Annotated in this window: 27 protein-coding genes and 1 pseudogene; 6 read left to right on the forward strand and 22 right to left on the reverse strand. The window is 56.8% G+C overall.

The annotated features are described in order from the left end of the window. Nucleotides 1-270 precede the first annotated feature (270 nt). The 4 genes and pseudogenes from AAFM31_RS17715 to AAFM31_RS00020 form a co-directional block, all read left to right on the forward strand. A pseudogene (locus AAFM31_RS17715) lies at nucleotides 271-367 on the forward strand (transposase); the annotation flags it as partial. A 196-nt stretch (nucleotides 368-563) separates the two neighbouring features. Beyond that, entirely contained in the window at nucleotides 564-908 is a 345-nt protein-coding gene (gene tnpB / locus AAFM31_RS00010; RefSeq protein ID WP_003425037.1) for an IS66 family insertion sequence element accessory protein TnpB, read from the forward strand. Nucleotides 909-945: 37 nt separating this feature from the next. Continuing rightward, nucleotides 946-2,451: an IS66 family transposase gene (locus AAFM31_RS00015; RefSeq protein WP_317014264.1), complete on the forward strand. Its 1,506-nt coding sequence runs from the start codon at nucleotides 946-948 to the stop codon at nucleotides 2,449-2,451. 3 nt (nucleotides 2,452-2,454) lie between these two features. After that, nucleotides 2,455-2,754: a plasmid pRiA4b ORF-3 family protein gene (locus AAFM31_RS00020; protein ID WP_003425039.1), complete on the forward strand. Its 300-nt coding sequence runs from the start codon at nucleotides 2,455-2,457 to the stop codon at nucleotides 2,752-2,754. Between the two features lie 92 nt (nucleotides 2,755-2,846). On the opposite strand, the gene merB is transcribed toward AAFM31_RS00020, so the two are convergent. From merB to merT, 5 genes are read right to left on the reverse strand one after another with little or no spacing between them, the layout of a single operon-like run. Further along, complete coding sequence (merB, locus tag AAFM31_RS00025; RefSeq protein ID WP_003425042.1) at nucleotides 2,847-3,485, reverse strand: organomercurial lyase MerB; 639 nt, start codon at nucleotides 3,483-3,485, stop codon at nucleotides 2,847-2,849. A gap of 12 nt (nucleotides 3,486-3,497) precedes the next feature. Then, on the reverse strand, nucleotides 3,498-5,180 hold the full coding sequence (merA, locus tag AAFM31_RS00030) for a mercury(II) reductase (RefSeq protein ID WP_003425044.1): 1,683 nt from the start codon (nucleotides 5,178-5,180) through the stop codon (nucleotides 3,498-3,500). 35 nt (nucleotides 5,181-5,215) lie between these two features. Beyond that, nucleotides 5,216-5,650 carry an organomercurial transporter MerC gene (gene merC, locus AAFM31_RS00035; RefSeq protein ID WP_003425046.1) on the reverse strand — a complete coding sequence of 145 codons (435 nt, stop codon included), beginning with the start codon at nucleotides 5,648-5,650 and terminating at the stop codon, nucleotides 5,216-5,218. Between the two features lie 12 nt (nucleotides 5,651-5,662). Then, nucleotides 5,663-5,938 (reverse strand): mercury resistance system periplasmic binding protein MerP, encoded by a 276-nt coding sequence (gene merP / locus AAFM31_RS00040; RefSeq protein WP_003425048.1) that lies wholly within the window; start codon nucleotides 5,936-5,938, stop codon nucleotides 5,663-5,665. 17 nt (nucleotides 5,939-5,955) lie between these two features. Then, complete coding sequence (gene merT, locus AAFM31_RS00045; protein WP_003425049.1) at nucleotides 5,956-6,306, reverse strand: mercuric ion transporter MerT; 351 nt, start codon at nucleotides 6,304-6,306, stop codon at nucleotides 5,956-5,958. Between the two features lie 71 nt (nucleotides 6,307-6,377). Between merT and merR the strand changes: the two genes are divergently transcribed. Next, nucleotides 6,378-6,809, forward strand: coding sequence for an Hg(II)-responsive transcriptional regulator (merR, locus tag AAFM31_RS00050; RefSeq protein WP_003425050.1), 432 nt, complete (start codon nucleotides 6,378-6,380; stop codon nucleotides 6,807-6,809). A 512-nt stretch (nucleotides 6,810-7,321) separates the two neighbouring features. Here the strand turns inward: merR and AAFM31_RS00055 are convergent. The 15 genes from AAFM31_RS00055 to AAFM31_RS00125 all read right to left on the reverse strand — a co-directional run bounded on the left by AAFM31_RS00055 (nucleotide 7,322) and on the right by AAFM31_RS00125 (nucleotide 21,229). Further along, complete coding sequence (locus AAFM31_RS00055; protein ID WP_341705855.1) at nucleotides 7,322-7,897, reverse strand: hypothetical protein; 576 nt, start codon at nucleotides 7,895-7,897, stop codon at nucleotides 7,322-7,324. A 116-nt stretch (nucleotides 7,898-8,013) separates the two neighbouring features. Then, entirely contained in the window at nucleotides 8,014-8,340 is a 327-nt protein-coding gene (locus tag AAFM31_RS00060; protein ID WP_341705856.1) for a hypothetical protein, read from the reverse strand. Nucleotides 8,341-8,368: 28 nt separating this feature from the next. Then, nucleotides 8,369-8,827, reverse strand: coding sequence for a hypothetical protein (locus AAFM31_RS00065; protein WP_341705857.1), 459 nt, complete (start codon nucleotides 8,825-8,827; stop codon nucleotides 8,369-8,371). Between the two features lie 545 nt (nucleotides 8,828-9,372). Beyond that, nucleotides 9,373-10,758: a hypothetical protein gene (locus AAFM31_RS00070; protein WP_341705858.1), complete on the reverse strand. Its 1,386-nt coding sequence runs from the start codon at nucleotides 10,756-10,758 to the stop codon at nucleotides 9,373-9,375. A 419-nt stretch (nucleotides 10,759-11,177) separates the two neighbouring features. Beyond that, on the reverse strand, nucleotides 11,178-11,597 hold the full coding sequence (locus tag AAFM31_RS00075; protein ID WP_341705859.1) for a hypothetical protein: 420 nt from the start codon (nucleotides 11,595-11,597) through the stop codon (nucleotides 11,178-11,180). 59 nt (nucleotides 11,598-11,656) lie between these two features. Next, nucleotides 11,657-12,658 (reverse strand): hypothetical protein, encoded by a 1,002-nt coding sequence (locus AAFM31_RS00080; RefSeq protein WP_341705860.1) that lies wholly within the window; start codon nucleotides 12,656-12,658, stop codon nucleotides 11,657-11,659. 91 nt (nucleotides 12,659-12,749) lie between these two features. Further along, the gene (locus AAFM31_RS00085) at nucleotides 12,750-13,601 is read right to left on the reverse strand and encodes a sterol desaturase family protein (protein WP_341705861.1); all 852 of its coding nucleotides are present in this window, start codon (nucleotides 13,599-13,601) and stop codon (nucleotides 12,750-12,752) included. 84 nt (nucleotides 13,602-13,685) lie between these two features. After that, nucleotides 13,686-14,234 (reverse strand): hypothetical protein, encoded by a 549-nt coding sequence (locus tag AAFM31_RS00090; RefSeq protein WP_341705862.1) that lies wholly within the window; start codon nucleotides 14,232-14,234, stop codon nucleotides 13,686-13,688. A 299-nt stretch (nucleotides 14,235-14,533) separates the two neighbouring features. Beyond that, a complete protein-coding gene (locus tag AAFM31_RS00095; protein ID WP_341705863.1) occupies nucleotides 14,534-14,869 on the reverse strand; it encodes a carboxymuconolactone decarboxylase family protein in 336 nt (111 codons plus the stop codon). Nucleotides 14,870-14,986: 117 nt separating this feature from the next. Beyond that, nucleotides 14,987-15,700 carry an NINE protein gene (locus AAFM31_RS00100; protein ID WP_341705864.1) on the reverse strand — a complete coding sequence of 238 codons (714 nt, stop codon included), beginning with the start codon at nucleotides 15,698-15,700 and terminating at the stop codon, nucleotides 14,987-14,989. Nucleotides 15,701-15,945: 245 nt separating this feature from the next. Next, nucleotides 15,946-16,902, reverse strand: a complete 957-nt coding sequence (locus tag AAFM31_RS00105; protein WP_341705865.1) for a hypothetical protein — start codon at nucleotides 16,900-16,902, stop codon at nucleotides 15,946-15,948. 241 nt (nucleotides 16,903-17,143) lie between these two features. Then, on the reverse strand, nucleotides 17,144-17,905 hold the full coding sequence (locus AAFM31_RS00110; protein WP_341705866.1) for an SDR family oxidoreductase: 762 nt from the start codon (nucleotides 17,903-17,905) through the stop codon (nucleotides 17,144-17,146). A 107-nt stretch (nucleotides 17,906-18,012) separates the two neighbouring features. Then, nucleotides 18,013-19,122 carry a tRNA 2-selenouridine(34) synthase MnmH gene (mnmH, locus tag AAFM31_RS00115; RefSeq protein ID WP_341705867.1) on the reverse strand — a complete coding sequence of 370 codons (1,110 nt, stop codon included), beginning with the start codon at nucleotides 19,120-19,122 and terminating at the stop codon, nucleotides 18,013-18,015. Next, nucleotides 19,122-20,159 carry a selenide, water dikinase SelD gene (selD, locus tag AAFM31_RS00120; RefSeq protein WP_341705868.1) on the reverse strand — a complete coding sequence of 346 codons (1,038 nt, stop codon included), beginning with the start codon at nucleotides 20,157-20,159 and terminating at the stop codon, nucleotides 19,122-19,124. The genes mnmH and selD overlap by 1 nt, the downstream gene beginning before the upstream one ends. Nucleotides 20,160-20,239: 80 nt before the next feature. Further along, nucleotides 20,240-21,229, reverse strand: a complete 990-nt coding sequence (locus AAFM31_RS00125; RefSeq protein WP_341705869.1) for a patatin-like phospholipase family protein — start codon at nucleotides 21,227-21,229, stop codon at nucleotides 20,240-20,242. A 99-nt stretch (nucleotides 21,230-21,328) separates the two neighbouring features. On the opposite strand from AAFM31_RS00125, the gene AAFM31_RS00130 reads away from it, so the two are divergent. Next, nucleotides 21,329-23,749 (forward strand): penicillin acylase family protein, encoded by a 2,421-nt coding sequence (locus AAFM31_RS00130; RefSeq protein WP_341705870.1) that lies wholly within the window; start codon nucleotides 21,329-21,331, stop codon nucleotides 23,747-23,749. A gap of 6 nt (nucleotides 23,750-23,755) precedes the next feature. Here the strand turns inward: AAFM31_RS00130 and AAFM31_RS00135 are convergent, their stop codons facing one another. Then, nucleotides 23,756-24,583: a DUF4892 domain-containing protein gene (locus tag AAFM31_RS00135; protein ID WP_341705871.1), complete on the reverse strand. Its 828-nt coding sequence runs from the start codon at nucleotides 24,581-24,583 to the stop codon at nucleotides 23,756-23,758. Between the two features lie 109 nt (nucleotides 24,584-24,692). Next, nucleotides 24,693-25,556, reverse strand: a complete 864-nt coding sequence (locus AAFM31_RS00140) for an alpha/beta hydrolase (RefSeq protein ID WP_341705872.1) — start codon at nucleotides 25,554-25,556, stop codon at nucleotides 24,693-24,695. Between the last annotated feature and the right edge of the window lie 13 nt (nucleotides 25,557-25,569).

The raw sequence follows: 25,569 nt of genomic DNA on the forward strand, positions 1-25,569 counted from the left end.
AAGGTGGCGGCTTGACTTAAACCAAACAGCCTCCGCGAAACCCGGGGCGGTTCATCAAGTGTTTTCCTCGCATTCTGAATAGCTTCGATCATGACCGGATCTTCACCGTAACCGTCCGGCCAGCACCCTCTCCTGACAGCCCTCCAAATTGGCCAAGATAGTGGACACCATTTTTTAGTGGACACTATCTTGGATACAGTTGCCCCAGCCCGTCGAGCCGGTCGCCGCCCCAACTTTCCGCTGGACTTTAAACGCCAAGTCGTCGAGGCCACCTTCCAGCCTGGCGCCTCCGTGTCATTGATCGCTCGCGAACATGACGTCAATGCCAATCTGGTCTTTCGCTGGCGGCAGCAATACCAAGAAGGGCTATTCGGCCCGGTCAGCCAGAGTGCTTCGTTTTTGCCAGTCCAGGTGATCGAGGCGCCAATGGATCTGCCGCCAGTCTTCCAGCCACAGGCAGAGTGTCATTCCGAGATCGCAGTTGAGGTAGGAAAAGCCAAGTTGCGTATCACCGGAGCACCAGACCCGCAGACGCTGCAACTCGTCTTGCAGCAGTTAGTGCGATGATTGCCCCTCCCGCTGGAACCCGTATCTGGATCGCCGCTGGCGTCACGGACATGCGTCGTGGCTTCGACGGTTTGGCGGCCATGGTGCAGACTCAACTGGAAGCCGATCCCTTCTCCGGTCAGATCTTCGCCTTTCGCGGACGGCGTGGTGACCGGATCAAACTGTTGTGGTGGGATGGCGACGGCTTGTGCCTGTTTTGCAAACGGTTGGAGCAAGGACGCTTTGTCTGGCCGCAAGCAACCAGCGGCAGCGTGTCGCTGACGACCGCGCAGTTGTCGATGCTGTTGGAGGGCATTGATTGGCGCCGGCCAATTCGTACAGCACCCGTCCTCGCGGTCTGACTTGCCGCGCTGAAAAAATCCCCAGTAATATTCGGGCATGACCCTCGTGACCGACTCCCTGCCGAATGATCTTCAAGCCTTGAAGGCGCTGATCGCTGCCCAGCACGCAGAGATTGAGCGCTTGAAGATGATGATCGCCAAGCTGCGTCGTACGCAGTTCGGTCGCAGCTCCGAGCAACTGGAAGCGATGATCGACCAGCTCCAGTTGAGCCTTGATGAGCTGCAAATCAGCCAAGCCGAAATGACACCTCCAGTCGAGCCGGCACCTCGCGCAGTTTCGCGCCGTAAACCATTGCCTGAACACCTACCTCGCGAAACCCACGTTCATCAGCCCGAGTCGCAATGCACTGGCTGCGGTGGGACGCTTCGCCATTTAGGTGAGGATGTGTCCGAAGTGCTGGAGTACGTTCCGGCACGTTTCAAAGTCATTCGCCATGTCCGTCCGAAGTGGGTTTGCCGCTGCTGCGAGCACTTCGCCCAGGTGCCGGCACCGAGTCGCCCGATCGCCCGAGGTCTTGCCGGCCCAGGGTTGTTGGCCCATGTGCTGGTCTCGAAGTTTGTCGATCATTTGCCGTTGTATCGGCAGTCCGAGATCTACGCCCGTGAGGGCGTGGAGCTGGAGCGCTCAACCCTGGCCGACTGGGTTGGCCAGAGCAGTCAGTTGCTGCGACCACTGATCAACGCCCTTGAGCACCACGTCATGAGCGGACACAAAGTCCATGCCGACGACACGCCGATTGGCGTGCTCGCGCCGGGCAACGGCAAGACCAAATCGGCGCGCCTGTGGACGTACGTGCGGGACGACCGACCTACGGGGGACGCGACACCGGCGGCGGTCTGGTTTGCCTACTCGCCGGATCGCAAGGGGCAACATCCCCGCGCGCATCTCAAGCGCTTCAGCGGGATCTTGCAGGCGGACGGCTATGCCGGTTTTGCTCAACTATATGCCACGGGCACCATTGAGGAAGCGGCGTGTTGGGCTCACGCCCGGCGCAAGTTTTACGATGTCTACAAAGACCTGGCTTCACCACTTGCCGCCGAGGCGCTGCAACGGATTGCGGCCCTGTATGCCATCGAAAGCGAGATTCGAGGGCAACCGCCCAACCTGCGAAAAGTGGTTCGGCAAAGCCGAGCCAGTCCGCTGCTGGAACAACTCCACGCGTGGCTCAACCAGACGCTGACTCAACTGTCGAAAAAATCGGCATTGGGCGGTGCGATTCTCTATGCCCTCAATCGGTGGCAGGCCTTGGTGCGCTATTGCGATGACGGGCGAATTGAGATCGACAACAACGCTGCCGAACGCGCGCTACGTGCTGTCGCGCTAGGCAGAAAAAATTATCTGTTCGTCGGTTCCAACGCCGGCGGCGAACGAGCGGCTGCGATTTACAGCCTGGTGGGTTCAGCCAAACTCAACGACCTGAACCCGCAAGCCTATTTGACACACGTGCTGGAGCGCATCGCCGACCACCCGATCAATCGGGTCGACGAACTGCTGCCCTGGAACGTTTCTCTCGCCTCCACGGAACTCTGCGAGGCCGCCTGATCCATGGTCAAAACTGTTCGCTTGCCAAAACCCGAACCTGATTTGTTGCTACTGCACATTGAATTGAAGTGGATCGAACCTGCCATCTGGCGCCGTGTGGCGGTGCCCGAGAACATCACATTAGGCAAATTGCACGCGGTGATCCAGATCGCAATGGGCTGGCACGATGACCATCTGCATGAGTTTGAAATAGCTGGTGAGAGTTACGGTATTCCCGACTCCGATGGATGGGGGCCTCCCGTGAACTCGGAGACCCGCAAGACTCTGATCAAAGCGTTGAACGGGAAAAGGACATTCCGCTAGGTCTATGACTTTGGCGATGGCTGGGATCACCGGATCAAAGTCGGAAAGAGAAATCCGATGCCCACTGCGTAGGACATTGAGTCGAAATCCAATCACGATGTTCTCATTGGAAGGGTCTGCAACAGATGTCGATTAAGCTCCTGGCCCACGCCGAACGCCTCTTGGACGCTTACGATAGTCAATCCTTGATGCTTGGAGGCCCAATCTTCTGCCGCTGGGATAGATGCGAAGAAATGCACATGGCAACAGAAGGACTGACGAACGTCGGCCGCCTCCTGCGGCAATACCAGTGACACTGCCACGTCGGCAGGTTCAACAGCCTGTATCTCGCTGGGTGAAACCGTAAGCGAAACGGGTGCTCCAGTTGCAGCACAATGCGACGAGACGCGAGCTGTACGGCCGATTAACGCCGGGAGCATCAGGGTGTCCAGCGCGCACCAGGCATACAGCCGGCGGTTGTCAATTTCCAAGACATGCGACGTCTCGCGCAAGGTGAGGACATAGCCGATGATGTTCCCATCGTTGTCGTATTCGGTACTGGTGGCTTGTTCGAGCACAGCCGCCACTTGCTCAGCGGGCCAGCCAAGAGTCCTGGCAAGCGTAGTTCGCGAAATCGGGCGTCCCTTGGCAAGTTCACCCAGTAGCGCGACCAAGAACTCCGCAAAACCTTTGGGCCGGTTGGTCGGGGTGAGACGTTCGGCGATCTCGGTAATGTAGCGGGCAAATTTCATGGTGCTCTCCATTCATCCAGCGCAGCAGGACAATTGCTTTACGTCCTTGGTGAAAGTCTGCGCCGCGAGCTTCAGGCCCTCGACCATGGTTAGGTAGGGGAACAACTGGTCGGCCAGCTCCTGCACGGTCATGCGGTTGCGAATAGCCAGCACCGCCGTCTGAATCAGCTCGCCCGCTTCCGGGGCCACCGCCTGCACGCCGAGCAACCGACCAGAACCCGCTTCGGCGACCAGCTTGATGAACCCTCGCGTGTCGAAGTTGGCCAGCGCACGCGGCACGTTGTCCAGGCTCAGCGTGCGACTGTCGGTTTCGAGGCCTGCGCGCTGTGCTTCCGCTTCGCTGTAACCGACGGTGGCCACCTGCGGATCGGTGAACACCACCGCCGGCATGGCATCGAGATTAAGCGTAGCTTCGCCGCCGGTCATGTTGATCGCCGCACGGGTGCCAGCCGCCGCCGCGACGTAGACGAACTGCGGCTGGTTGGTGCAGTCGCCGGCTGCATAGATATCCACTGCGCTACTGCGCATGCCCTGATCGATCTGAATGGCGCCGCGTTCATCCAACAGTACACCCGCCGCTTCCAGGTTCAGGCTTTGGGTGTTGGGCGTGCGGCCGGTGGCGACGAACAGTTGGTCGGCGCGCAGTTCACCGTGGTTGGTGGTCAGTACGAATTCGCCGTTGGCGTGGGTCACCTGACTGGCTTGTGTCTGCTCAAGCACGTCGATGCCCTCCATGCGGAAGGCTGCGGTCAGCGCCTCGCCGATGGCCGGATCTTCGCGGAAGAACAGCGAGTTGCGCGCCAGGATGGTGACGCGGCTACCCAGCCGGGCAAAGGCTTGCGCCAGCTCCAAGGCCACCACGGATGAGCCGATCACGGCGAGCCGTTGCGGAATACTGGCGCTGGCCAGTGCCTCCTCCGAGGTCCAATAGGGGGTGTCTTGCAGCCCGCGAATCGGCGGCACGGCCGCACCGGCGCCGGTAGCGATCAGGCAGCGGTCGAACGCGACTTCGCGCCCGCCCCCCTCGACCAGTTCGACGCTGAGCGTGTGGCCGTCCTGGAAGCGAGCGGTGCCACGCAGCACGGTGATGGCTGGTGTGCTCTCCAGAATGCCTTCGTACTTGGCGTGACGCAGTTCGTCGACAAGGCCTTGCTGTTGCGCGAGCAGCCGCTCGCGCAGGACGGTCGGCGGCGTGGCGGGCATTCCGTCATCGAACGGACTCTCGCGGCGCAAATGAGCCACATGCGCGGCGCGAATCATGATTTTCGACGGCACGCAGCCGACGTTGACGCAAGTGCCGCCGATGGTGCCGCGCTCGATCAGAGTGACGCGGGCGCCGGCTTCCACCGCCTTCAAGGCGGCCGCCATTGCCGCACCGCCGCTGCCTATGACTGCAATGTGTAGCGCGTCGCCGTTTTTGCCGACCTCGGTGTCGCTGCGCAACCAGCCCAGCGCCTTATCGAGCTGGCCGGGGCGCGGTTGTAGCGAGGCGACTTCGAACGACGCTTGATACCCAAGGGCCTCGACGGCGGCTTGCATTTGTTCACGGCTGACAGCCGCGTCGGCCGTCATTTCGGCCTTCCCACCGGCGTAGGAGACGTCCGCCCGGTGCACGCCGGAGATTCCCTCCAGAGCATCTCTGACGCGGTCGGCACAGGAGGCGCAGGTCATACCGTGGATTCGCAGTGTGGTCATAGCGTTTACTTCCTCAAATGGGTCTCTTTGCGGCATTACTGTTTTGGCTGTGGTGGGCAGGCACCCGGGGCGCAACGGGGGTGGGCGGGCGACACGAGATCCCAGATCGAGCCCCCAAGCATGAGGGCCAGACCGATATAGAGCAGCCAACCGCTCCGCCAGCCATAAGCCCGCATCAAAAACACCGCAGCCAAGACCAGGACAGGGCCTATCAGGCCGAGTGCAGTTCGCTGCCACTGCCGATGTTTGAGCCAGCCAAGGGAATTGACGAGCAGCGCCAGGGCCGCAAACAAGGGCAGTAGCGTGGTGATGAACAGGCCTTCCCACTGGCTCAAAAAGCCCAGACCGATTGCGGCGCCTAAGCTAGCCAGAGCAGGAAAACACGCGGCGCAGCCTAGGGCTGAAACTAGCACACCGACGGAACTGGCTTTGTCACCGATCCGCGTGAACAGATTGAGAGGATTTCTCATTGGTATTTCCTCCTATTGCTTGATGGTAGATGGATAGCCGGCATCCTCGGTCGCCTTGGTCAGGGCCTCGGAGTTGGTCTTGGCATCGTCGAAGGTCACGATGGCTTCGCGTTTCTCGAAACTCACCTCGGTCTTGGTCACGCCCTCGACCTGGGTCAGCGCTTTCTTGACCGTGATCGGACAGGCGGCGCAGGTCATGCCCGGTACCGACAGGGTGACGGTTTGGATGGCGGCCCACACCGGGGAAACCACGGCAATGAGCGCGAGAGCGGCAAACAGCTTTTTCATGGGAGACTCCTGCCTGATCAGTAAAACAACGGGAGGATGTAGGGGAAACCGAGCGCGACCAGCACGAGTGCCATCACGAGCCAGAAAATGAACTTGTAGGTAGTTCTTACCTGCGGAATTGCGCAGGTCTCACCGGGTTTGCAGGCTTGAGCCGGGCGGAAAATGCGCCGGTAAGCGAAGAACAGCGCCAACAATGCCGCGCCGATGAAAAACGGGCGGTAGGGCTCCAGAACGGTGAGATTACCGATCCAGGCGCCGCTGAAGCCCAGGGCAATTAGCACCAGCGGGCCCAGGCAGCAGGTGGACGCAAGGATCGCCGCCAGACCTCCAGCGAGGAGTGCACCACGGCCCTTTTGTGATTCAGACATGGGTTCAACCTTTCGAATGTTTGATCGATGGGTTAAGGTTATTTCCGTAGTCAGGTACGGAGTCAAGCGGTATGAAAAACACTGCGGAAAGCCTGACCATTGGCGTCTTTGCCAAGGCAGCCGGGGTTAACGTGGAAACCATTCGGTTCTATCAACGCAAAGGGCTGTTGCCCGAACCGGACAAGCCCTACGGCAGCATTCGTCGCTACGGCGAGGCGGATATTGCACGGGTGAAATTCGTGAAGTCCGCACAACGGCTGGGCTTCAGCCTCGATGAAGTGGCCGGACTGTTGCGGCTCGATGACGGTACGCACTGCAATGATGCGCGTGTGCACGCCGAGCAGAAGCTCGAAGACGTGCGGGGGAAACTTGCGGATCTGCGGCGGATCGAGTTGGTCCTGGCGCAGTTGGTTGATGACTGTTGCGCGAGCCACGGGACGGTTAGCTGCCCGCTGATCGATTCGCTGCATGGAATAGATAGCCACGAAAACTTCGCGCCTTAGCCTACGATTTCCCGTTTCATTGCCCCCCTGTTTGTCGGCTTGAACAGGAAAAGAGCGGCGCTCAATGAGCCCCGTTGACTGGCCAAACCTACGGTCTGCTTTTAGCCACGCTCTTACCCTACAGAGCCGAGAGTCCTGATCACTTCGAATGCAAATGATTGGTCAGTTGCAACGCAAATGGGTGGTCAAGTGGGGTGCAATTTCGCAGTTTTTGAGTGTGAGCGCGTCAATCAGCGGTTAAAGGGGATTAAGGTCTGAGATGCAAGGCGGTGTAGTTCGGACGCTTACTCTTCACCTTCAATCCAAACCACTTCATCTTCATCGAACTGCTCAGCATGGACGGAATGCACCATAAGCAGCATGAGCAAAATCGCCAGTTTTTTCATAAATAGGAAGACTCCATGTCTTTAAACGCTTAACGATTAAGCTAACGGGCAGGCAAAAGCGCAGCTTTTGGCTGTCCAGCGAACGAAGTGAGCGACAGTTGAGCGCATTGTTAGCAGTGCGGCCAGTTACAAAAGATAGCTTCTTAGCTCTGCATATTTAGTCTGAACTGCTTTTAATCTTTGAGGAAGCCTGCGGTCAACTAAAATATTAATGTGCTCAATAATGTCTACTCTGGGGTCATTTCCAAATGCATTGTGTTCAAAAAATTTGTTTTCCATGCCGATTGCGCGACTTACTTTCATGAATCGAATGAAGTCTGTATACCAACTTGCGTTGCTGATGGAGTTGGAGTCCCTTAAATAGTCTATTACTGCATCACAGAAGCCTTCAAATGCTTCCCAGGCATTGTTTCTAACAATTCGGCGCTCGGCTTTTTTTAGTTCTTCAGCGATTGTCTTTGCCATGCTTCTTTGGGTAATGAAGTCATGCTTTCTTTCTTCTAGAAAATCCAACAATTCAGATATAGGTACTTCTTTGTTGTTGAGGTCCTTTCTGATTTTAATAAATGCACCTATGTAATCATGGTGTATTTTGTTGATCTCGTCCATTAATGGCATTACGTGATTGTTAAATAGTTTATTTTTTTCTGACTCGTAGCCGCTAATAATGGCTGTTAGAAAATTCTGTATTAATTCGATCATAAGTTTCCTGGTTCTGCTAACGCCTTGCTAAGGGGCAACCGAAACGCAGTGTAGGTTGTCCCGCGGAGGCCACGCTTTTTGTGGCCGGAGTGTACTTGAGCAACTTGTTATGTGTTTTATTTGGCATAGCCTTTAAGCACCTTACGCAAAGCAGAGAATGCTTTTGAAACACGGCCAGCTAGCTGATTTAGAAGCTCATTATCCGCGTCTGGATCAGTGGTTGGGTGACCGTTGCCTACTGAAATGTAGAGATCGTATAAACCACCCATACCTGCCTTAAAAATATTTTGCTCCAGATTGACAGCACCCTGAATGTTTCCAGCTAATAACTCTTGCTCAATACTACGATAGCGTTCTGCCCATTTCGGCATTTCCATTCTGGCCATGAACTCTGCGAGCTCACTCACTGCAATAGTGGCTTCATTTACTTTTTCAGGATTCATACTTTGAAGCTCGATTACACATAACGCCTTAAGCAGAGGCGCGCGCTTTTAGCGCGTCCTGCTGCCTTGACTTGTTAGCAGTGGAAGGTTCACCGCCAACAACAATATGGTAAAAATCCGTTTTATGTGGATCGCTTATTTTCCCTACCGCGTTCCAATACTCAATTGTTGCAATATTAAATTTAGGTTCTGCGTATTTAACTTGCCGTATTGCATCATAAAAAAGCTCCAAAGCAAGTGCATCACTTCGAGTTAGAGTTTCAAGAACATCTGGATCTATGTTTTCTTTATGTTTTTCTCGGTAGATTTTTAGATTCTTCTGAATTTTACCAACAATATCGTTTGTTCTAGAGTAAGTAGCCCAAGCTTCAGACCGGACGAAATCCCTTACCTTTTGACCCTCACGTATTTGATACAAGGCAATCAATATACCTCCAGCTCCAAAAATCCATCCAATTACATCTACAATTTGTACATCGAAGGTCAAAATAATCTCCTGTGTCTAATTACTGCTAACGCCGTGGTTTGGGGCCGGAACGAAGCGCAGCGCAGTGGAGGTCCCAGCCGCGATAGCGGCGAACAACACCACTTTGTTAAATGCTTGCCCATGCCGCTGCAACTAACAGTAACGTGCCAGGTGCTGCCACAGCAACTGGCACCAAATAGTGATAGACAAGCCCCTTTGGCATATCCTTCTGCATCACAAAAGATACGCCTGCAGCAAGCCACGCTAAAGGAGTGGCAAAAACTAGCGCGACCAACCCAACACCTAAGCTCAGGGTTGCTAAAAACGCCCCACCATTCCCAACATCAGGAGTTAATGAGATTAGTTGTGCTAAGAAAAATGCAGCCCCGCAGACCAAAATTAAAGCTGATAGTGCAAGGCTTACTCTATATATCCCTATCACTTCACTCTCCGTAACTCGGGTATTTAACGCCCAGCACAGCGGCTGGCATAGCTGGCACGTAATTGCGCCAGCAATTTAAGTGACAGATTTGACAGTCCGTTGCTGCTGCTTGTTATACGCTCACTCACAACCCTAGCTGACTCTCAATAAAAGCTTGAAGCACACCTGTTGCTACGTCTCCAATTTTTCCACCAACAGAAAGCAGAAAACCTTTTAACTTATGCTTAGCCACTAGTCGATCTTCATCTTTGGCACCGGTGTCTGTTAACTCATGAAGAGCAGATGTTAACTCAGTCTTTCGCTGATCCGCATATTGGTCGATTATTTCCAATAGTTGTTTCGCATCAGGACCTAAATGTTGGTCACCAATTATTTGTTGTGCAATGACACCATTAACGGTATCAATGATTTGCGGGTTAACATTTACTGTTAAATTCTGATTAGTTGTCACCACTGACTTTTGATCAACACTAATAGCAGAGCTAACGCTATTCAATGAGGGTAGCGTTGAATCAACGACCCTATCAATTACTTGCCAATCGTGATCGGTTCTAACATGCTCTGATAACTCGCTCTCTAACTGATGACGGATAGTTAGCAGCTTCATCTCCCTTTCTTGTTTTAGGTCTATATGTAGACGTCTAGCTTCTTTTCCGTATCTATCGACTAACTGAAAGACTTCAGCTTTGTTTAGACTTGTAGATTCCAATAGTGCTGCCGCATTGCCAGGATCTCTAGAACAAGTATCCATGAAGCTCGAGAATTCATTGAATTTTTGAGGCAATACACTTGGGTTTAACCCTTCCTCTCCAAAGAATTCGTAAACTACTCCTTGATTTGTTCGATATTGGTCTTGCCTAACCTGTAATCCAGCTACTTTATGTAGGTAGTCCCTGAATAGTTGTAATAGTTTTTCAGCTTCATTCGCCCACATCCGATTTGAAGGAACATACATTCGAAATATAAGATTATGCTCATTTTGATCAATAAATGCTGAGGCAATTAAGCTCAACTCCACATTCTTTTGATAGGGAGTTAAATGAATATTGTACTGTTCTAAGAGACCAACAACTTTTTCACGAATCATCTTCTCAGGCGGTTCGAATAAATCTGAATAATGCATACTCAAGAATTTATATTCTTCTTCAAGTTCAGGGTCATATTCATCTAGATTGCCAAGACTCTCTTCATGAGTTTTCGAACGCTCACCCGTTATCAGTGATTCATGAGCTAAAAAGAGGTTAGGTTTTTCTGCTATTCTGGTGAGAAGTTCATCAACAAGAACTTCATAGTTCTTGGAGCTTAGAATTGAAAAAGTCGTATTTGTAAGCTTTACAACAACTGACGTTATCTCGAACTCATCAAACAATCTTATAATTGTCTTCCAATTATCTTCGCTCGATTCAAGCATTTTTCGTTTGTACTTCGAACCAACAGCTTGAAGTTTTGCAGTCACACCCTCTCTATCGGCGCTTCCTAAAAAAAGAACTAACTTTTCTTTTTCGCTCATAATTCGATACTTTCCATAAACTTCATTTGCGTATAACAGCTGATTGGACCGACGGCTTTATGATTGCATATCAGTGACTTCTTCATATCAACACCAGCCCTCTGCCATCAGCCTCTAAAAAGTTATTTATATTCAACGCGTTACCACTACTCCCTGCGCTACCCACGTATTCGCTTGACCGCTTTATTTTCCCGTTTCAATCATCGCGCCCGTCCCCCGCTAACATCAGACGCGCAGGCACATACGCGCCTCGTCGGCTGACGTTGCGTATGGGGAATTAGAATACGGGTGATATTGGGCGCCATCCTTGGGCTCTCGTGACATAGCGGTTTCCTATGAACTGAAAATAGCGTCGTCAACCAGCTTGGTAAAGCAGAGATTTACGCCTCGGCCGGATTGATTGGCATTAGAACTGCGGGTCAAGCGGCTTCGGTTGCCGACCGCAAGCCGTATATCGAGAGCCCTGTTGCGAGTAGCGCAGTCACAACCACGCTGATCAGCATGGCGGCCACCAATGCTTCTACCGGCGCTGCGCCGGTTGCTCCCGCCGATGCAAGTGGGGTCATGCGCCCTGCTCCGCTGGCCGCGCCGATCAGGCAAGCGAGCCAGTTGGCGTAGCTGGAATACACCCAGCTCCAGTACATCACCCGTTGCTGTAGCGGCTTGAGGGTGAACAAACGCCAGACCGCACCCAGTGCGATCAACAGCACACCGCTCAGAATGCCGATGGTGTGGGCCGACAGCCCGAGTCGGGGGATTGGCATGGCCTGTACAAACATCCCTGCCACCAGCGCCAGCAGCATCAGCACCAAACCGTGCCGCACGATTTGCCTGTTCATGGTTCACCTCCGCTCTGCTTTCAGCATAGTCAGCGATGGCGATAGGAGGAATTGCAGTATCAACTGATCGGTGGGACGTATCGGGTGAGCTTCACCGGCATCACGGCCAGCAAGACTGTTCTACTGCTGTGCCAGAAGGCAGACAGCAACAACAGCATGGAGCCGATAAACAGGCCGGATATCGCCAGGCTAGAGCTGACGGCGCCGTAGGTCTCGAACAGTTCGCGGAAGGCGTACACCACGTAGATCAGCGACGAAACCATCAGCGCACGTCGGTCCACCGTGATCGACACCACCGCCAGCAGCAGATACAGGGCGATCACCGCGGCGATGCTGTAAAGCCCGCCGTTACCATCAAACAGACCCAGCCCGGAGAAGATCGGGTGGACAATCAGCGGTGCGGCCAAGAGATGCAGCCAAAAGGCGACATCTGACTGCCTGGTCTTACGCGCCAGATCGCGCGAGTCCCAGGCCATCGCCAACAGGAAGGTCGCCAGCCCAGCGCCGCAGAGGAAGTAATTGATGACTTCGCGAAAGCCTTCGATCTGCACCAGCAACGCCAGCAGAAACGCGAGCAGACTGGCCACACCGGCCGCAACCGTGATCGGCACATGAAACTGGTGCCAGTGCGCCCACGCGGCAACTGCGCCGATGGCCGTGGCGACGATAATCGCGGTGTCCTTTTCGATGCCTGCGGCAACTTGGGCAAAGACCAAGAATGCCACGGTGCTCAGCACAAACGACGCCAACAGAAACACAGCAGGTAGCGCCAGCTTACGGCGCTTAACAAAAAACACCGACAGCCCCCATGACAACAGCGCCACCACACAAAACCCCAGCGCAGGAGACTGAACACCGAACACCCAACCGGCAGAGGCAAGCAGGATGAAGGCAGCAATACTGACGAAGATATCGTTAAAGCCGGATATCAGCCGGAAGTTTTCTTCATCGACCGACTGGGTGTCGGCACGATTGGCAACATAGCGTCGGAACCGCTCTACCGCAGCCTCTTCCAGCACGCCGGCCTTGACCGCCGAGTACAAATCTTCGTCTGTGTACATTCAGTTTCTCTTTGCGTGACCGGTTCGAGCCGGCGTTTCAATACCGCTGGCGGCTGGATGCGCCAGCTGTCAGTGGCGTGACAAGGCGACGCTAGTCAACGTTGACGTCGCGGGTTTTCAGCATGTCGTAAATACGAGTTTCCCTGTCACCCTCAAAGCCGCAGCGGGTCACGCGCTCGCGGGGGTTCTCCCAGGTGCCGAACAGCAGATCCCACAGGGGCAAGCCGTAATTGCTGGCGTGGTAGCCGAGCTTGTGGTGCACCCGATGCATCTCTGGGCGCGAGACGATGTAGCCCAGCCAGTACGGCGACTTTTTGTCCGCATGGATATACAGGTTATACAAGGCGGCAAACAGGATGGCCCAAGCCGCCGCTTCGGCAGTAGCACCGTAGATCAGGTAGGAGCACAAACTGCTGATGAACGTCGCCGCCACGCCGTCCAGCGGATGCATGTAAAACGAAGTGAGTGCTTCAATACGCGAGGGGCTGTGGTGTAACTGATGGAAGACACGCCAAAGAAAATTCGATTTGTGCATCGCGCGGTGCCACCAGTAGGCGATAAAACTGGCGGTGAAAAAGCAGATCACGCCCACCACTACCGCAGGCCATTCAGCCGGCAACGGTAGCAGCGAATGCGCAATAAACCACTCGTGAAAGAGCACGCCGGCGCCCAGGGTAAAACCTATTTGCACCATGTTCAGCGCGCCAGCCAGTCTCATCCAGCGCTTGTCACAGGAAGCACCAGAGGCAGGCGCGATCACCTCAAGCGAGAACACGACACAAAACGCAAATAGGATGACGAAGTACGATATCAGCGTCATAAAAGTCCCTTTAAGTGTGACCACAATCCTGAAAGTCCGCCGCTGATGACGGAGCACCCACTTCAAAACTGCTCTGAGGTTTTGATCAATCCCATCATCAGAGAACTCACCGCTCTCGGGCATTGCATCGGCTGCGGCCAGCCTACGCAGGCTGGCTCAATCACCCTAAAGCCGTTTGCCAAAACGGCTACAGAGCGTTAACCAATCTCACGACGCGCTGAGCACTCTGTGCTTGAAGGTGGTCAGCAAGTACCAGCCGAATGCGGCCGAAACACTGTACATACCTAGCTCCGTCAGAAGCGAAACGGCCTGGGGTACAAAGAGCAGCATGGATATGCCAAAAAACCACAGCATCGCCAATCCAATAAGAGCCGCTTTAAACGCCTCGCCCCCGGCAAAGTCTGCCAATTGCATAGCGACCGTTACAGCGATTGCTGGCAATGCCAGCGCCGCAATCAGAACGAGCCCGGAACGGGAGCCTGCAATATTGACGTACGACTGCGTAAACAGGAACGCAGTCAACAGGAAGTACGGAAAACACAGGACAACTTCTGGAAGTCTGAATAGATAAAGGCAGATCTTGGGCAGGCCAACCATCAGCACGCAGCTCGCAAGCATCCAAACCAGTGCCGAAGCCACAACTAAAAGAACGCCGCGACCATCGGCCTTGCAAGTCGCTGCGTCACAGAATCCGAATAAAAAAACTAACCAGACCAGCAGCCCCACAACCATTGATACCACGATCCGTTTGCGCACAGGTCACGCCCCTCGCGCCGAGGTACAAAACAGCGGAACTCCCGCGGACTTCGCTGAAGGCCAGGCATCAGCACTCTGGGCAGAAAGCATCAACAGCAAGCAATTTGCCGCTCTGAAAGCGCAATAGCCAGGCTGTTGTGCGCGAAGACTGAGGTGTAGTTGCAAATGGGTCATGGGCGCCGTCCTTGGGCTCCGCTGGGGCGGTTTTCGCTTGCTATTGAAAGTAATCCCTGTCCCGCTGCAGGTAAAGCCTTAATACTCGAAGCCTGCAGGAAGGCTCTGGCTCCAGTTTAGTTAGCTCAGGCCGAATGCTCCTCGAACAACTTCATCGCCAACAACCCATGCCCAACCGCAGCGCCGGCTCGCAGCGCAGAGGCAATGAACACAGTTTCAGCCAGCTCTTCCTTGGTGGCACCCGCCTTTACGGCGTTCTCGACGTGGGCATCGATGCAGTAAGAGCATTGGGTAGACAGCGCAACGGCGATGGACATCAGCTCGCGGTACTTCTCTGGGATCGCGCCGTCTTTGCGCTCTGCGGAGGACTTGAGGTTCAGAAACGCAGTGGCTTCCTTGTTGGCGGCCTGCATGAGTTGCTTGGCGTAGGCTTTGTCACTGCGGGATTGGTAATCGCTCATCTGGAAGGTTCTCTTGTTGTTGTCAGGGTACCGCTCGGGCCCGCGCACACCGGGCCCTGTTAATCATCGGTTGCCGTTAGCCTTGCATAAGCGGGCACGACAGGAATAGAAGCGAGCCTAGCGGCAGGCCCCGGGAAGGTACTTCTGCTCCACGGTCGACTCATTGCAGCGCCACTTAACGCCCTCGCCATAGCGCAAGGGCGAGTACATCATGTAACCGTAGACGCCAATGCTGGAGGCCGGCCAAACAATAATGGCGCCGGTATTAATCTCTACAGACTCCACCATCTCAGGGATCTCAATGCCTCCTGCGGCGAGCTGACTGAACGTGTCCGGCCATTCCTGATGCTGCTTCAGATAATCCTCTACCAGGGGTTTGAGCTGCTCTGCCAACTGATGAGACTCAAGGATCTGCGAGCGACGGGTGTAGTCCTGATAGGCAGGCAAAGCGATAGCCGCGAGCATGCCAATGCTGAAAATGGTCAAGAAGATAAGCGGCACGACAATAACAACACCGCCCTTCTCAATACCAAGCGAAAGCCCTTTGTTGTACTTCTCATTCCAAGCTTTCTGGGAGGTGGACAGAATCACGAAACCTTCAACGAACGCCACCAGTGAAGGGATCCCGGTCCAGCAGAGCAGCAGATAGAAAATCCCCCACCACTGACCACGATAGAACCGATGCATACCGAACGCACCGGCGAAGAAGGCAAGCGCCGCAGCGGCAACGCGACTCGTGTAAACAGCGTCCCCACGTACCGCGCCGCAGCTTCGGCATTGAGGTGCCTCGCCAACCAGTTCCGCACTGCACTCAGTACAATATTTAGCCATTTCCGCTCCCTGTCTTTTTATATTTTTCCGTGGTTTCCAACTGGCGTCGCTGGCAACGTTCCTAGCCACTCTGGCTAGCAACGATCTACTTCTTGCGTAGCAGCTTGAATGCGATGCCCGCGGCAGCCAATGCCAGCGGCCCTGCTACCTCAAGGATTTTTTTGATTTTGTGCGACTTGCTGGAAGCGCAGGCCGGGCAGTACTTCACTTCGCCAGCCTCTAGTTCTCTTTCACATTTTGCGCAGTTACGCATGCATGCTCCCCATGATTTCGGCTGGACTGATTTCTAGCTCGATCAGATCGTGCTGCGGGCTGATGAGGTCCGCGATGAGAGACGAAGTAAACGTTTTGCGGTACTCGATAAACTGCTTCCAGCTTTGCTCCGGAAAGCTGTTGTCTACCTTGGGCGCCAGACGCGCGCGGACAGCCGCCACCTCTACCCCTGCCTTCTCGATTTTGCTGAGCCCAACATCAACCAGTTGCAGCGCCACCTCACGTTCGTCGAGAAACAGATGACAACGTGCCATGGTTTGCAAGGCATTCAGGCACGCAGAGAAGGACTCCATCGCCATTTGATGCTTCTCTTCAGCATCACGGGATTTGTTGCCGACCCAGTTATCGAAAAAGGAGAGTTTTTGATCCGGGAGTTCGGCAATCTGACGGGCCAGCGCGCTCACCGTCTTCTCAAAACCTCGGGTCAGCTCCGCAATAGCATGCAACGCCAGCGCCTCCCGCTTGGCTGGGTCCTGCATGCCGCAAACCTGACTAAATAGCGATTTTCCCGCTTCAATTTCCGCCAGACGATCACCGTGAAACTCTTTGAAGACCTTCGAGACTTGCTCTTCGATACGATTGAGCTGCATTGCGATGCTGACTAGTAGCACCTGCGCGCCGACCGCCTTCGCGGCTTTCATCATCGATGGGCCGACTTCCTGAAACTTGGCGTGTTCGACGATCTTGCCGTCCTTGTAGAAAACACCTTTGATGTTGCCTTGGGCGTCTCGGTACAGCTGCGCGCCTTCTGGCGTCATGACCAGCTTGTAGACGGTGTCCTGATTGAGACTGGAGACCACCTCCGGCATACCTGTCAGGAAGCGCAGTTCGGAAACCAGCGACTTTTTTCTGCTGGCGAACGCCTGCTTTTCTGCATCGGAAAGGACAGTACTCGGGGGTAACTTGACTGGGATAAGTTCCTGGCTCATGACTTCATTCCTATGACCATCAGCAACTATTACATCCTTTTCTGCATCCATTGCCACGCTAGATCAGCTCGCTCATCCGCAGCCATCGGCGAGTAACTCCGCTTGCTGCAGGCAAGCAGATCGCTGCTCGGATAATCGCCTGAAAGCCTCACCCTATTCAACTGGCTAAACGGCTTTTGACACGCCCAAACCAAAACGGCGACCCCATCAGGGTCGCCGTTTTGTCATCACACAAGCACCATCAAATACAGGTACTTCCGCCGTCTACCGGCAGGGCGATACCGGTGGTGAAGCCGGAGTTCTCACCGCAGAGGTAGAGAACCGCAGCAGCAATCTCTTCGGCGCGGCCAATGCGGCCAACCGGGTGCATGGCAGCGGCGAATTCGGCCTTGCGCGGCTCGATGGCGGCTGCGCGGCGGAACATGTCGGTGTCGATGACCGCCGGGCACACCGCGTTAACGCGAATACCCTGCTTGCCATATTCCACGGCGACCGAGCGGGTCAGACCCAGCACGGCGTGCTTGCTGGCGGCGTAGATGCTCATCTTGGGCGCGGCGCCGAGGGCGGCCACCGATGCAGTGTTGACGATAGAACCACCGCCATTTTTCAGCATCAGCGGAATCTGGAAGCGCATGCACTGCCAAACACCTTTGACGTTGACGTCCATGATGCGGTCAAACACGCCTTCGTCGCCGTCGGCCAGCTTGCCCTGCTCGATTTCGATGCCAGCGTTGTTGAAAGCGCAATCCAGGCGGCCGTAGTCAGCCTCGATACCGGCGATCATGGCCTTGACCTGCTCGGCGTCCGCTACGTTGCAGGCGACGAAGGTGGCGTCACCACCAGCGTCACGAATGCCTTGGGCAGTCGCTTCGCCTTGCTCCGCATCGATGTCGGATGCGATAACGCGGGCGCCCGCAGCCGCGAAGGCTTCAGCCGTGGCCTTGCCAATCCCTGCCGCAGCGCCAGTAATGAGGACGACCTTGCCGGAAAACTCCATGCTCATGCTCTTTGCTCCTGAGTCTACGTGGATGCCCCCGGCATCCGAACACTCGGGATATTAGCAACGCATGGTGTCACTGCTCGACCAAAGTCAGAGCTGTTGTTCATGCATCATGCCTGACGCTGATGCTGCTCCTTGAGCCACTCGACGATAGCGGCCTGCTCGCCGCTGAACACCACACGAGAGCGCTTGTTCTCGCGCTGATAGACGTACATGGGGTCGTAGTAGTGAGTCAGCAGACCTTCGATCCAGCCGCGGTGGCCATGCACATCGCCACTGCGTTTCTGCTCGGCCAGCGCCGCTTCCATCAGCGCGTTGAGTTCGCTGTGACGGTCGCCTCCCAAGCGCTTGTAGATGCGTTGCAGGCTGCCCAGCAGATACGCCTCGAACGCAGCGAACGCCGCTTCCGGATCATCAGGATGCTGGGCGCTGTATTCGGCGCGCATGTCGACAACGTAATCCCCGAGAATGCGAGTAACGCGATTCTCGAAGCTGTCTTCGAGCCACACCAGCGGCGCTTCCTGCATCTCCCGGTAGAGCGTCAGCGGCAGCGAACAGCTACCAACAATGCGGCCTTCATCTTCCAGCACGATCTGCTTTACGCCCGCGGCACGCAGCTTGAGTGCATCAATCGCCAGCAGGTTCTCAAAATCGATCTGCGCAGGTTGCGGCGTGGCGTGACGGCCAAAGCTGGAACCACGGTGGTTGGCTCGGCCTTCCAGATCCAGGCTGTTATCCAGCGCGGTAATCACTTCGGTTTTGCCTGTGCCGGTCATGCCTGCCACCAGAATCGGTGAGCATTCGACGGCAGCGGCATCCAGCGTGTCGATCAGGAAGCGACGCATAGCCTTGTAGCCACCAATGACCCGCGGATATTGCACGCCTGCCTCAGCCAGCCATTGCTGTACCAGCTGTGAGCGCAAACCACCGCGAAAGCAGTAGAGATAGCCCTCTGGGTGGGCTTTGACGTGTTCCAGCCAGGCCTCGACCCGCGCCGCTTTAACTTTGCCGCCAACCAGGCTGTGACCCAGCGCAATGGCGGCTTCTTGGCCCTGCTGCTTATACATTGTGCCGACTTTCTGCCGCTCAACATCCTCCATCAGCGGCAGATTGACCGACTGCGGGAAGGCGCCCTTGCCGAACTCGATCGGCGCGCGCACGTCCATCAACGGCACGTCGCCCAGGAACAGGGCGCTGAAGTCTTCGGTGTTCTCGCGCATCAGAGCACCTCGACCCGCGGCCCCTGATCGTACTCGACCAGTTCACCGATGCAGGCCAGCTCGAGGCCCAGCTCCTGCGCGAGTGCGAGAAATGCGGCTTCACCTGCGGGCTCGACCGCCACCAGCAGACCACCGCTGGTTTGCGGATCACAAAGCAGGTGCTTCTGCGCATCGCTGAGCGCGCCGATCTTGTGGCCGTAGCTATCGAAGTTACGCAGCGTGCCACCGGGCACGCAGCCCTGCTCAAGGTAGTAGTCGACCGCAGGCAACCTGGGTACGGCGGCACACTGCAGCTGCGCCTTGAGGTTGGCGCCTTCGGCCATTTCGGTCAGATGCCCCAGCAGGCCAAAGCCGGTCACGTCGGTCATCGCCTGCACCCCTTCCAACGCAGCAAAGCGCTGACCCGGGCTGTTCAATCGGCACATCAGGTCGCGGGCCACGCCGGCGTCTTCGGGGCGCAACTTCTTCTGCTTTTCAGCCGTGGTGAGAATGCCAATACCCAGCGGCTTGGTCAGAAACAGTCGCGCGCCGGCTTTGGCCTGATCGTTGCGCTTAAGTTGGCTGCGCAGTACATGGCCGGTGACGGCCAGACCGAAGATGGGTTCCGGCGCGTCAATAGAGTGCCCACCCGCCAGCGGCATACCCGCTTCGGCACAGACCTGACGGGCGCCTGCCAATACTTCGCCAGCAACAGCAGCAGGCAGCAGGTTGACCGGCCAGCCGAGAATGGCAATGGCCATCATGGGGGTGCCGCCCATGGCATAGATATCACTGATTGCGTTGGTGGCGGCGATACGGCCAAAGTCGAACGGATCGTCAACAATCGGCATGAAGAAGTCGGTGGTGCTGACGATGCCCTGCTCTGCATCCAGGCCGAATACGGCGGCGTCGTCACGGCTGTCGTTCCCGACCCAGAGCCGCTCGAACGCGGGGCCGGGCTGGCCGACCGAGAGCATCTCGTCCAGCACCTTGGGCGAAATCTTGCAGCCGCAGCCGGCGCCGTGGCTGTACTCGGTCAAACGAATGGTCTGGGTCATGCTGCTCTCCACCGACTGGGCATCAAAATCAATCGGCGGATTCTAGCAGCGACGAGGCCCCAAGCCTATTTTCCCGCGTGTCAGTGGCTACGCCGTTCGAACTGATCCAGCGTATCGCTGGCCACCATGCGCCCCAGTTCGATCAGCTCTGGCGCACGATAAAACTCGAAGAACCGGCAGAGGCGCTTGGGCACGTTGAAGATCACGTCTGGCGGATAACCTGCAATCTTGTATTGGGTCAGCGACGACTGCATGGCCTCGAAGGACAGGTTGACCAACTCCAGCATGCTGGCCGGCCCCGGCGGCGGCTCCACCTCAACCGGCGCGTTCAAGTCTTCTTCCCGGGAGTGGATCAGTTCGAGCGATGCCTCGCCCTCGGCGGCCAGCAGCGCAAGGTCGCCCTCCTCGGCTTCATCCGCACGGCGCCCCAGCCATGAGGGCTTGATCGCCGACAGCCACTGGTCCCACTGCTGACGAATCGGTGCAGGGCGCTCGATCACCGGCATCTGGTAGTGGGTGCTTTCAATCGAGTTGAGGTTGACCGCCATGATCAGGTCACAGTGCGCCGACACCACCGGAACAATCGGCAACGGATTCAGCAGCCCACCGTCAACCAGCACCCGATGGCCCTGCTTGACCGGCGAGAACAGGCTGGGAATAGCCGCCGAGGCGCGCATTGCCTGATGCAGGCAGCCACTTTGGAACCAGACTTCCTGCTGGTTGGTCAGGTCGGTCGCTACCGCGGTAAACGGAATATTCAGGTCTTCGATCTCCATCTCGCCTAGCATTTCGCGAATGCGGCCAAACACCCGCTCACCACGAATGGCTCCGAGGTTGCCAAAGCCGATATCGAGTAGGCGGATCACATCCAGATAATCCAGCCCGGATACCCAGTCGCGATAGTCCGCCAGCCGGCCGGCGGCGTGAATCCCGCCAACCACCGCGCCCATGGAGCATCCTGCAATACAGGCAATTTCATACCCCCGGCGCTCGATCTCTTCGATAACGCCAATATGCGCGTACCCCCGCGCACCTCCGCTGCCCAAAACCAGGGCGACTCTCTGTGCCATCTTGCTGTTGCTCCTTCACAAACCCGGGTGAACCCGATTGACGCAGCCCATCGGCGTGATCATGATGCCGAAACCCTTTTTTGCTGCACAAGGCTCATCGTGAACGCTCGCATCAACCGCTCTCTCAAATTACTGCTTTGTCTTGTCGTGCTGCTGACCATAGCCGCACTGACGGCGCTCTGGATAGTCCATACCGCACAAGCGAAACGAGACGGTGAGCTGAAACTGGACGGATTGAAAGCGCCGGTCGAGGTTTTTTACGACGCTTGGGGTGTTCCTCATATTGATGCCGGTAACGAGGAAGATGCTTACCGCGCACTGGGCTATGTGCATGCTCAGGACCGCCTGTTCCAGATGGACCTGCTGCGCCGCATTGGTGGCGGACGCCTGTCCGAACTGTTCGGTGCCGAGTCCTTCGCGACCGATCGTTTCTTCCGCACGCTCGGCATCAGCCGGCATGCAAGAGCCTACGCCGAACGCCTTGAAGCCGAGGCCGACAGCCCGCACGTGCGCCTGATGCACGCCTATCAGGACGGTATCAATCAGTACATCGATCATGGTGGTGTGCCGCTGGAATACCGCCTGCTGATGACGAAGCCGGATTACTTCACCACCGAAGATATCGCCAACACCATGGGCTACATGGCCTATTCCTTTGCCGAGGCGTTCAAGACCGATGCGCTGGTCGACAGCATTCGCGGCACTCTGAGTGAACGTCATTACCGTGATCTGGTACCGAGCTGGCCTGACCAGCTGCCGCCGCTGCGCTCTTCAGGTCAGCCCTATATTGAGCTGCTGACCCCGATGCTCGAGCAAATCAGCCAGGTCGAACGCACCTTCCCTACCGGCCAGTTCCTCGGCAGTAATGCCTGGGTAGTCAACGCCGAACACAGCGCCAGCGGCGCACCGCTGCTGGCCAATGATCCGCACATCGGCTTTGCCGCACCGGCCGTGTGGTATGAGGCGCATATCCGCACGCCTGACAGCGAAGTCTATGGCCATTTTCTGGCGGGCATCCCCTTCCCTCTGCTCGGCCAGACCCGGCACCACGCCTGGGGGCTGACCATGCTGATGAACGACGACGTCGACTTCTATCGCGAGCGCAGCAACCCGGATGATCCCGAGCAGGTCTGGGCCGTCGACCGCTGGGAGCGACTGCAGGTGCACGAAGAGGTGATCAAGATCCGCGGCCAGGAAGACCGTCTTATTCGCACCCGCAGCAGCCGTCACGGGCCGATCATCAATGATCTTCCGGGTAGCATGGAACGCCAGCCGGTCAGCCTGTTCTGGAGTTTCCTGGACCCGGAAAGCGACTCGACCCAGGCCTTCTATGGCTTCACCCGCGCCACGAGCATGGCCGAGTTTGAAGCCGCCGCCGCACTGCACGGCGCCCCCGGGTTAAACCTGGTTTACGCCGATGCCGACAACAACATCGCCATGTGGGCGATCGGCAAACTCAAGCGCTGGCCGCAGAGCAGCAACGGTTTCTCGCTGCTGAACGGCGGCTCCGGGCGCGATGACTTCCTTGGCTATCAACCGTTCGATACCAATCCACGCATCATCAACCCGCGCGAAGGCATTATCTTCTCGACGAACAATCCGTACCCCGAACGCAACCCGCGACGCAAGCTGCCCGGCTACTATGCGCCGACCGATCGCGCACAGCGTCTGGAGCAATTACTGGCAAGCAAGGATCAATTCGATCTATCCGACTTCAAGGCGTTCCAACTGGATGACCAGCGCCCGGTTGCCCTGAGCATGGTCGCTGACGCACTGCCGCTGTTTGACTTCGAGCAGCTACCGGAAGAACTGCGTGAGCCCGCGACCAAGGCCGCCGGGTTGCTGGCAAGCTGGGACGGACGCTACGACCAGAGCAGCGCCGCGGCCAGCATCTTCCAGCGCTGGCAGGACGCGTTGTCGGAAGCCCTGTTCGCTGACGAACTGGGCCCGCGCTACAACTTCTTCCGCAATACCTTCATGGCTGAAAAGACTCTGGCCAGCCTGTATTGGAAGCCAACCTCACCCTGGTGGGACAACCGTCAGCAGCCCAGTCTGGATGGCCGTCAATCCGCTATCCAGCATGCCTGGCAGAACGCGATTACCGGACTGGTGGCCGACCTCGGCGATGACCCCGAGCAATGGCATTGGTCGCGACTGGCAAGTCTGCAGCACACCCACGCACTGGCCGAGCGCACGCCCTTCGGTGCTTACTTGAACAGCCCGGCAGTGGCGATCAGCGGTGGCAACGAAACCCTGAACAACATGGCATTCGACCGCGGCGATACAACCTACAAAATCAAGGCTGGCCCCGCTACGCGCCGCCTGATTGACCTATCGGATCTGAACGCCACACTGGGCATCAACCCGTTGGGCCAGTCAGGCAACCCGCTGGATGACCACGTGCGCGATCAAGCCGAGATGTTCAACGAGGGGCGCTACCGCACTCAACTGTTCGACTGGCTGTCAATTCAGGCTCTTCCCGACCGATTGGAACTGCAGCCCAGCCGCAAACGCCGCTGAATGTAATCAGCGAACCTGCCGGATAACTACGCCGGCAGCCGGTTCAGGGCTGCCCAGTGTCATGCGCTGGGCAGCTACTCCCGCCTCCTTCAATGCGTCGACCAACGCCGGCGCATCAGCACCATCAAGCTGCACCCGCAGCAACGAGTCGAGCCGCATCATACGCACAAGCAGGCGCGTCCAGCTTGCGGTTAACTCGGGATTGTCAGCCAACGCTGGCAGAGTCAGCTTTTCTTCACTGCGCAACACTTTCAGCAGCGTCGAGGGCGTTGGATACAGCGCCTGCTCGACCGCTTGCGCAGGGGTCGTCTGCTCTATGTGCAGGTAGCTACGGCGATTACCGCGGGTGATCGAGTAGAGGGAAACGAAGCGCTGGGGCTCGCTATCGAGTCTGAGGGCAAGATACCGCTGGCCCTCCTCCGGCCCATACAGCTGAGAGTTATGCAGCACCTGATTGGCCCACAGGCTGCTGCTGCCGCATTCGCGTCCGTCACAGGCATAAAGTAGTGTGTGCGGCTGTTCGACCAGTTGGCCGAGCACATGACGGAATGCGTCTTCGGGGGTGTATTCGTCGGTAATCTCCCAGGTCACCTGCGCCAACTCGCCGTTGACGCGAATCTCGCGTTCGGCGCGCAATTGATTGTTGATGCGCCGCACACTGCCGATTACTACCGGGTGATCGACCTGCGCTGACAGCGCTTCGCTGGTAACACGGGAATGGGGAAAGGGGCTGACAACCAACTGATCGAGTGCCTGCGCTGCCTGAGCAGCGGTGCCGCTCGCCAGCATGAAGCCACCCAACAGCAGCGGCAGAGTACGAACCGATAAAGCCATGCGTCTCCCTAGTCGCACACCGACATGCATCGACGCGCGCAGAACGGGCTGCCGAGGAGTCGGCAGCACAATGAACTAGTCCAGAGAATAGCGCGTGGCGACCTGGCGGTCAGCTCAAGCTTGTGTAGAAGTCTTTCAGAATGTCCGCGACGTCGTCTGCAGCGGCTTCCAGGTGCAGGTGATGGCCACCTTCCACCCGGTGGACGGTCAGGTTTTCGAAGGCGTCGATTCGCGCCAGCACCTCAGGATGCTTGTGCATCACACCCTGATTGGCGAGCACCACGCAGGTCGGCGCGGTGATGTTCTCAATGAAGGAGCTGGCATGGCGCTGGGTAAATCGCAGCGGTGACGGCAGCATCAGCTGCGGATCGGTGCGCCAGGTCCAACCCCCGTCGTGCGGCATCAAACCACGCTCGACCAAGGCGGCTGCGGCGTCACGGGAGATCGGTGTCGTGCCGCCCAGAACCCGCGCCGACACGGCCTTCTCGACGCTGTCGTAAACAGGTTTGCGCTTGCTGCCCAGCTGCAGCGTGGAATTGAAGAATCGCGCCATCTGACGTGGCGCGTCATCCGCCTCGGAAGTAAACGGCATGAGGCCGTCGATCATGGCGGCGCCGGTAATACGGTCCGGCAGGCTGCCGGCGAGAATACCGCTGATGATCGCGCCCATCGAATGACCAAGCAGCCCGAAACGCTCCCAGCCCAGATCTTCCGCCACCTGCAGTACGGTAGCCGCTTGCTGCCAGAGGCTGTAACCGGTCGCCGGCATGTGGCCGGACAGGCCGTGCCCGGGCAGATCCAGCGCCACCAGATACACGCCTTCCAGCGCCGGGGCGATACGGTCAAAGGTCGCGGCGTTGTCCAGCCAGCCATGCAGGCCAATGACAGGCAGACCTCCGGGTTCGCCCCAGACCTTGCCAGCAATTTCAATGTGCGGCAGGGAAAAGCGTACTTCGTGACTGCTTAAGGGCATGAAACCTCCGGGA

The organism is Halopseudomonas sp., from assembly GCF_038130085.1.
Classification (GTDB): Bacteria; Pseudomonadota; Gammaproteobacteria; order Pseudomonadales; family Pseudomonadaceae; genus Halopseudomonas.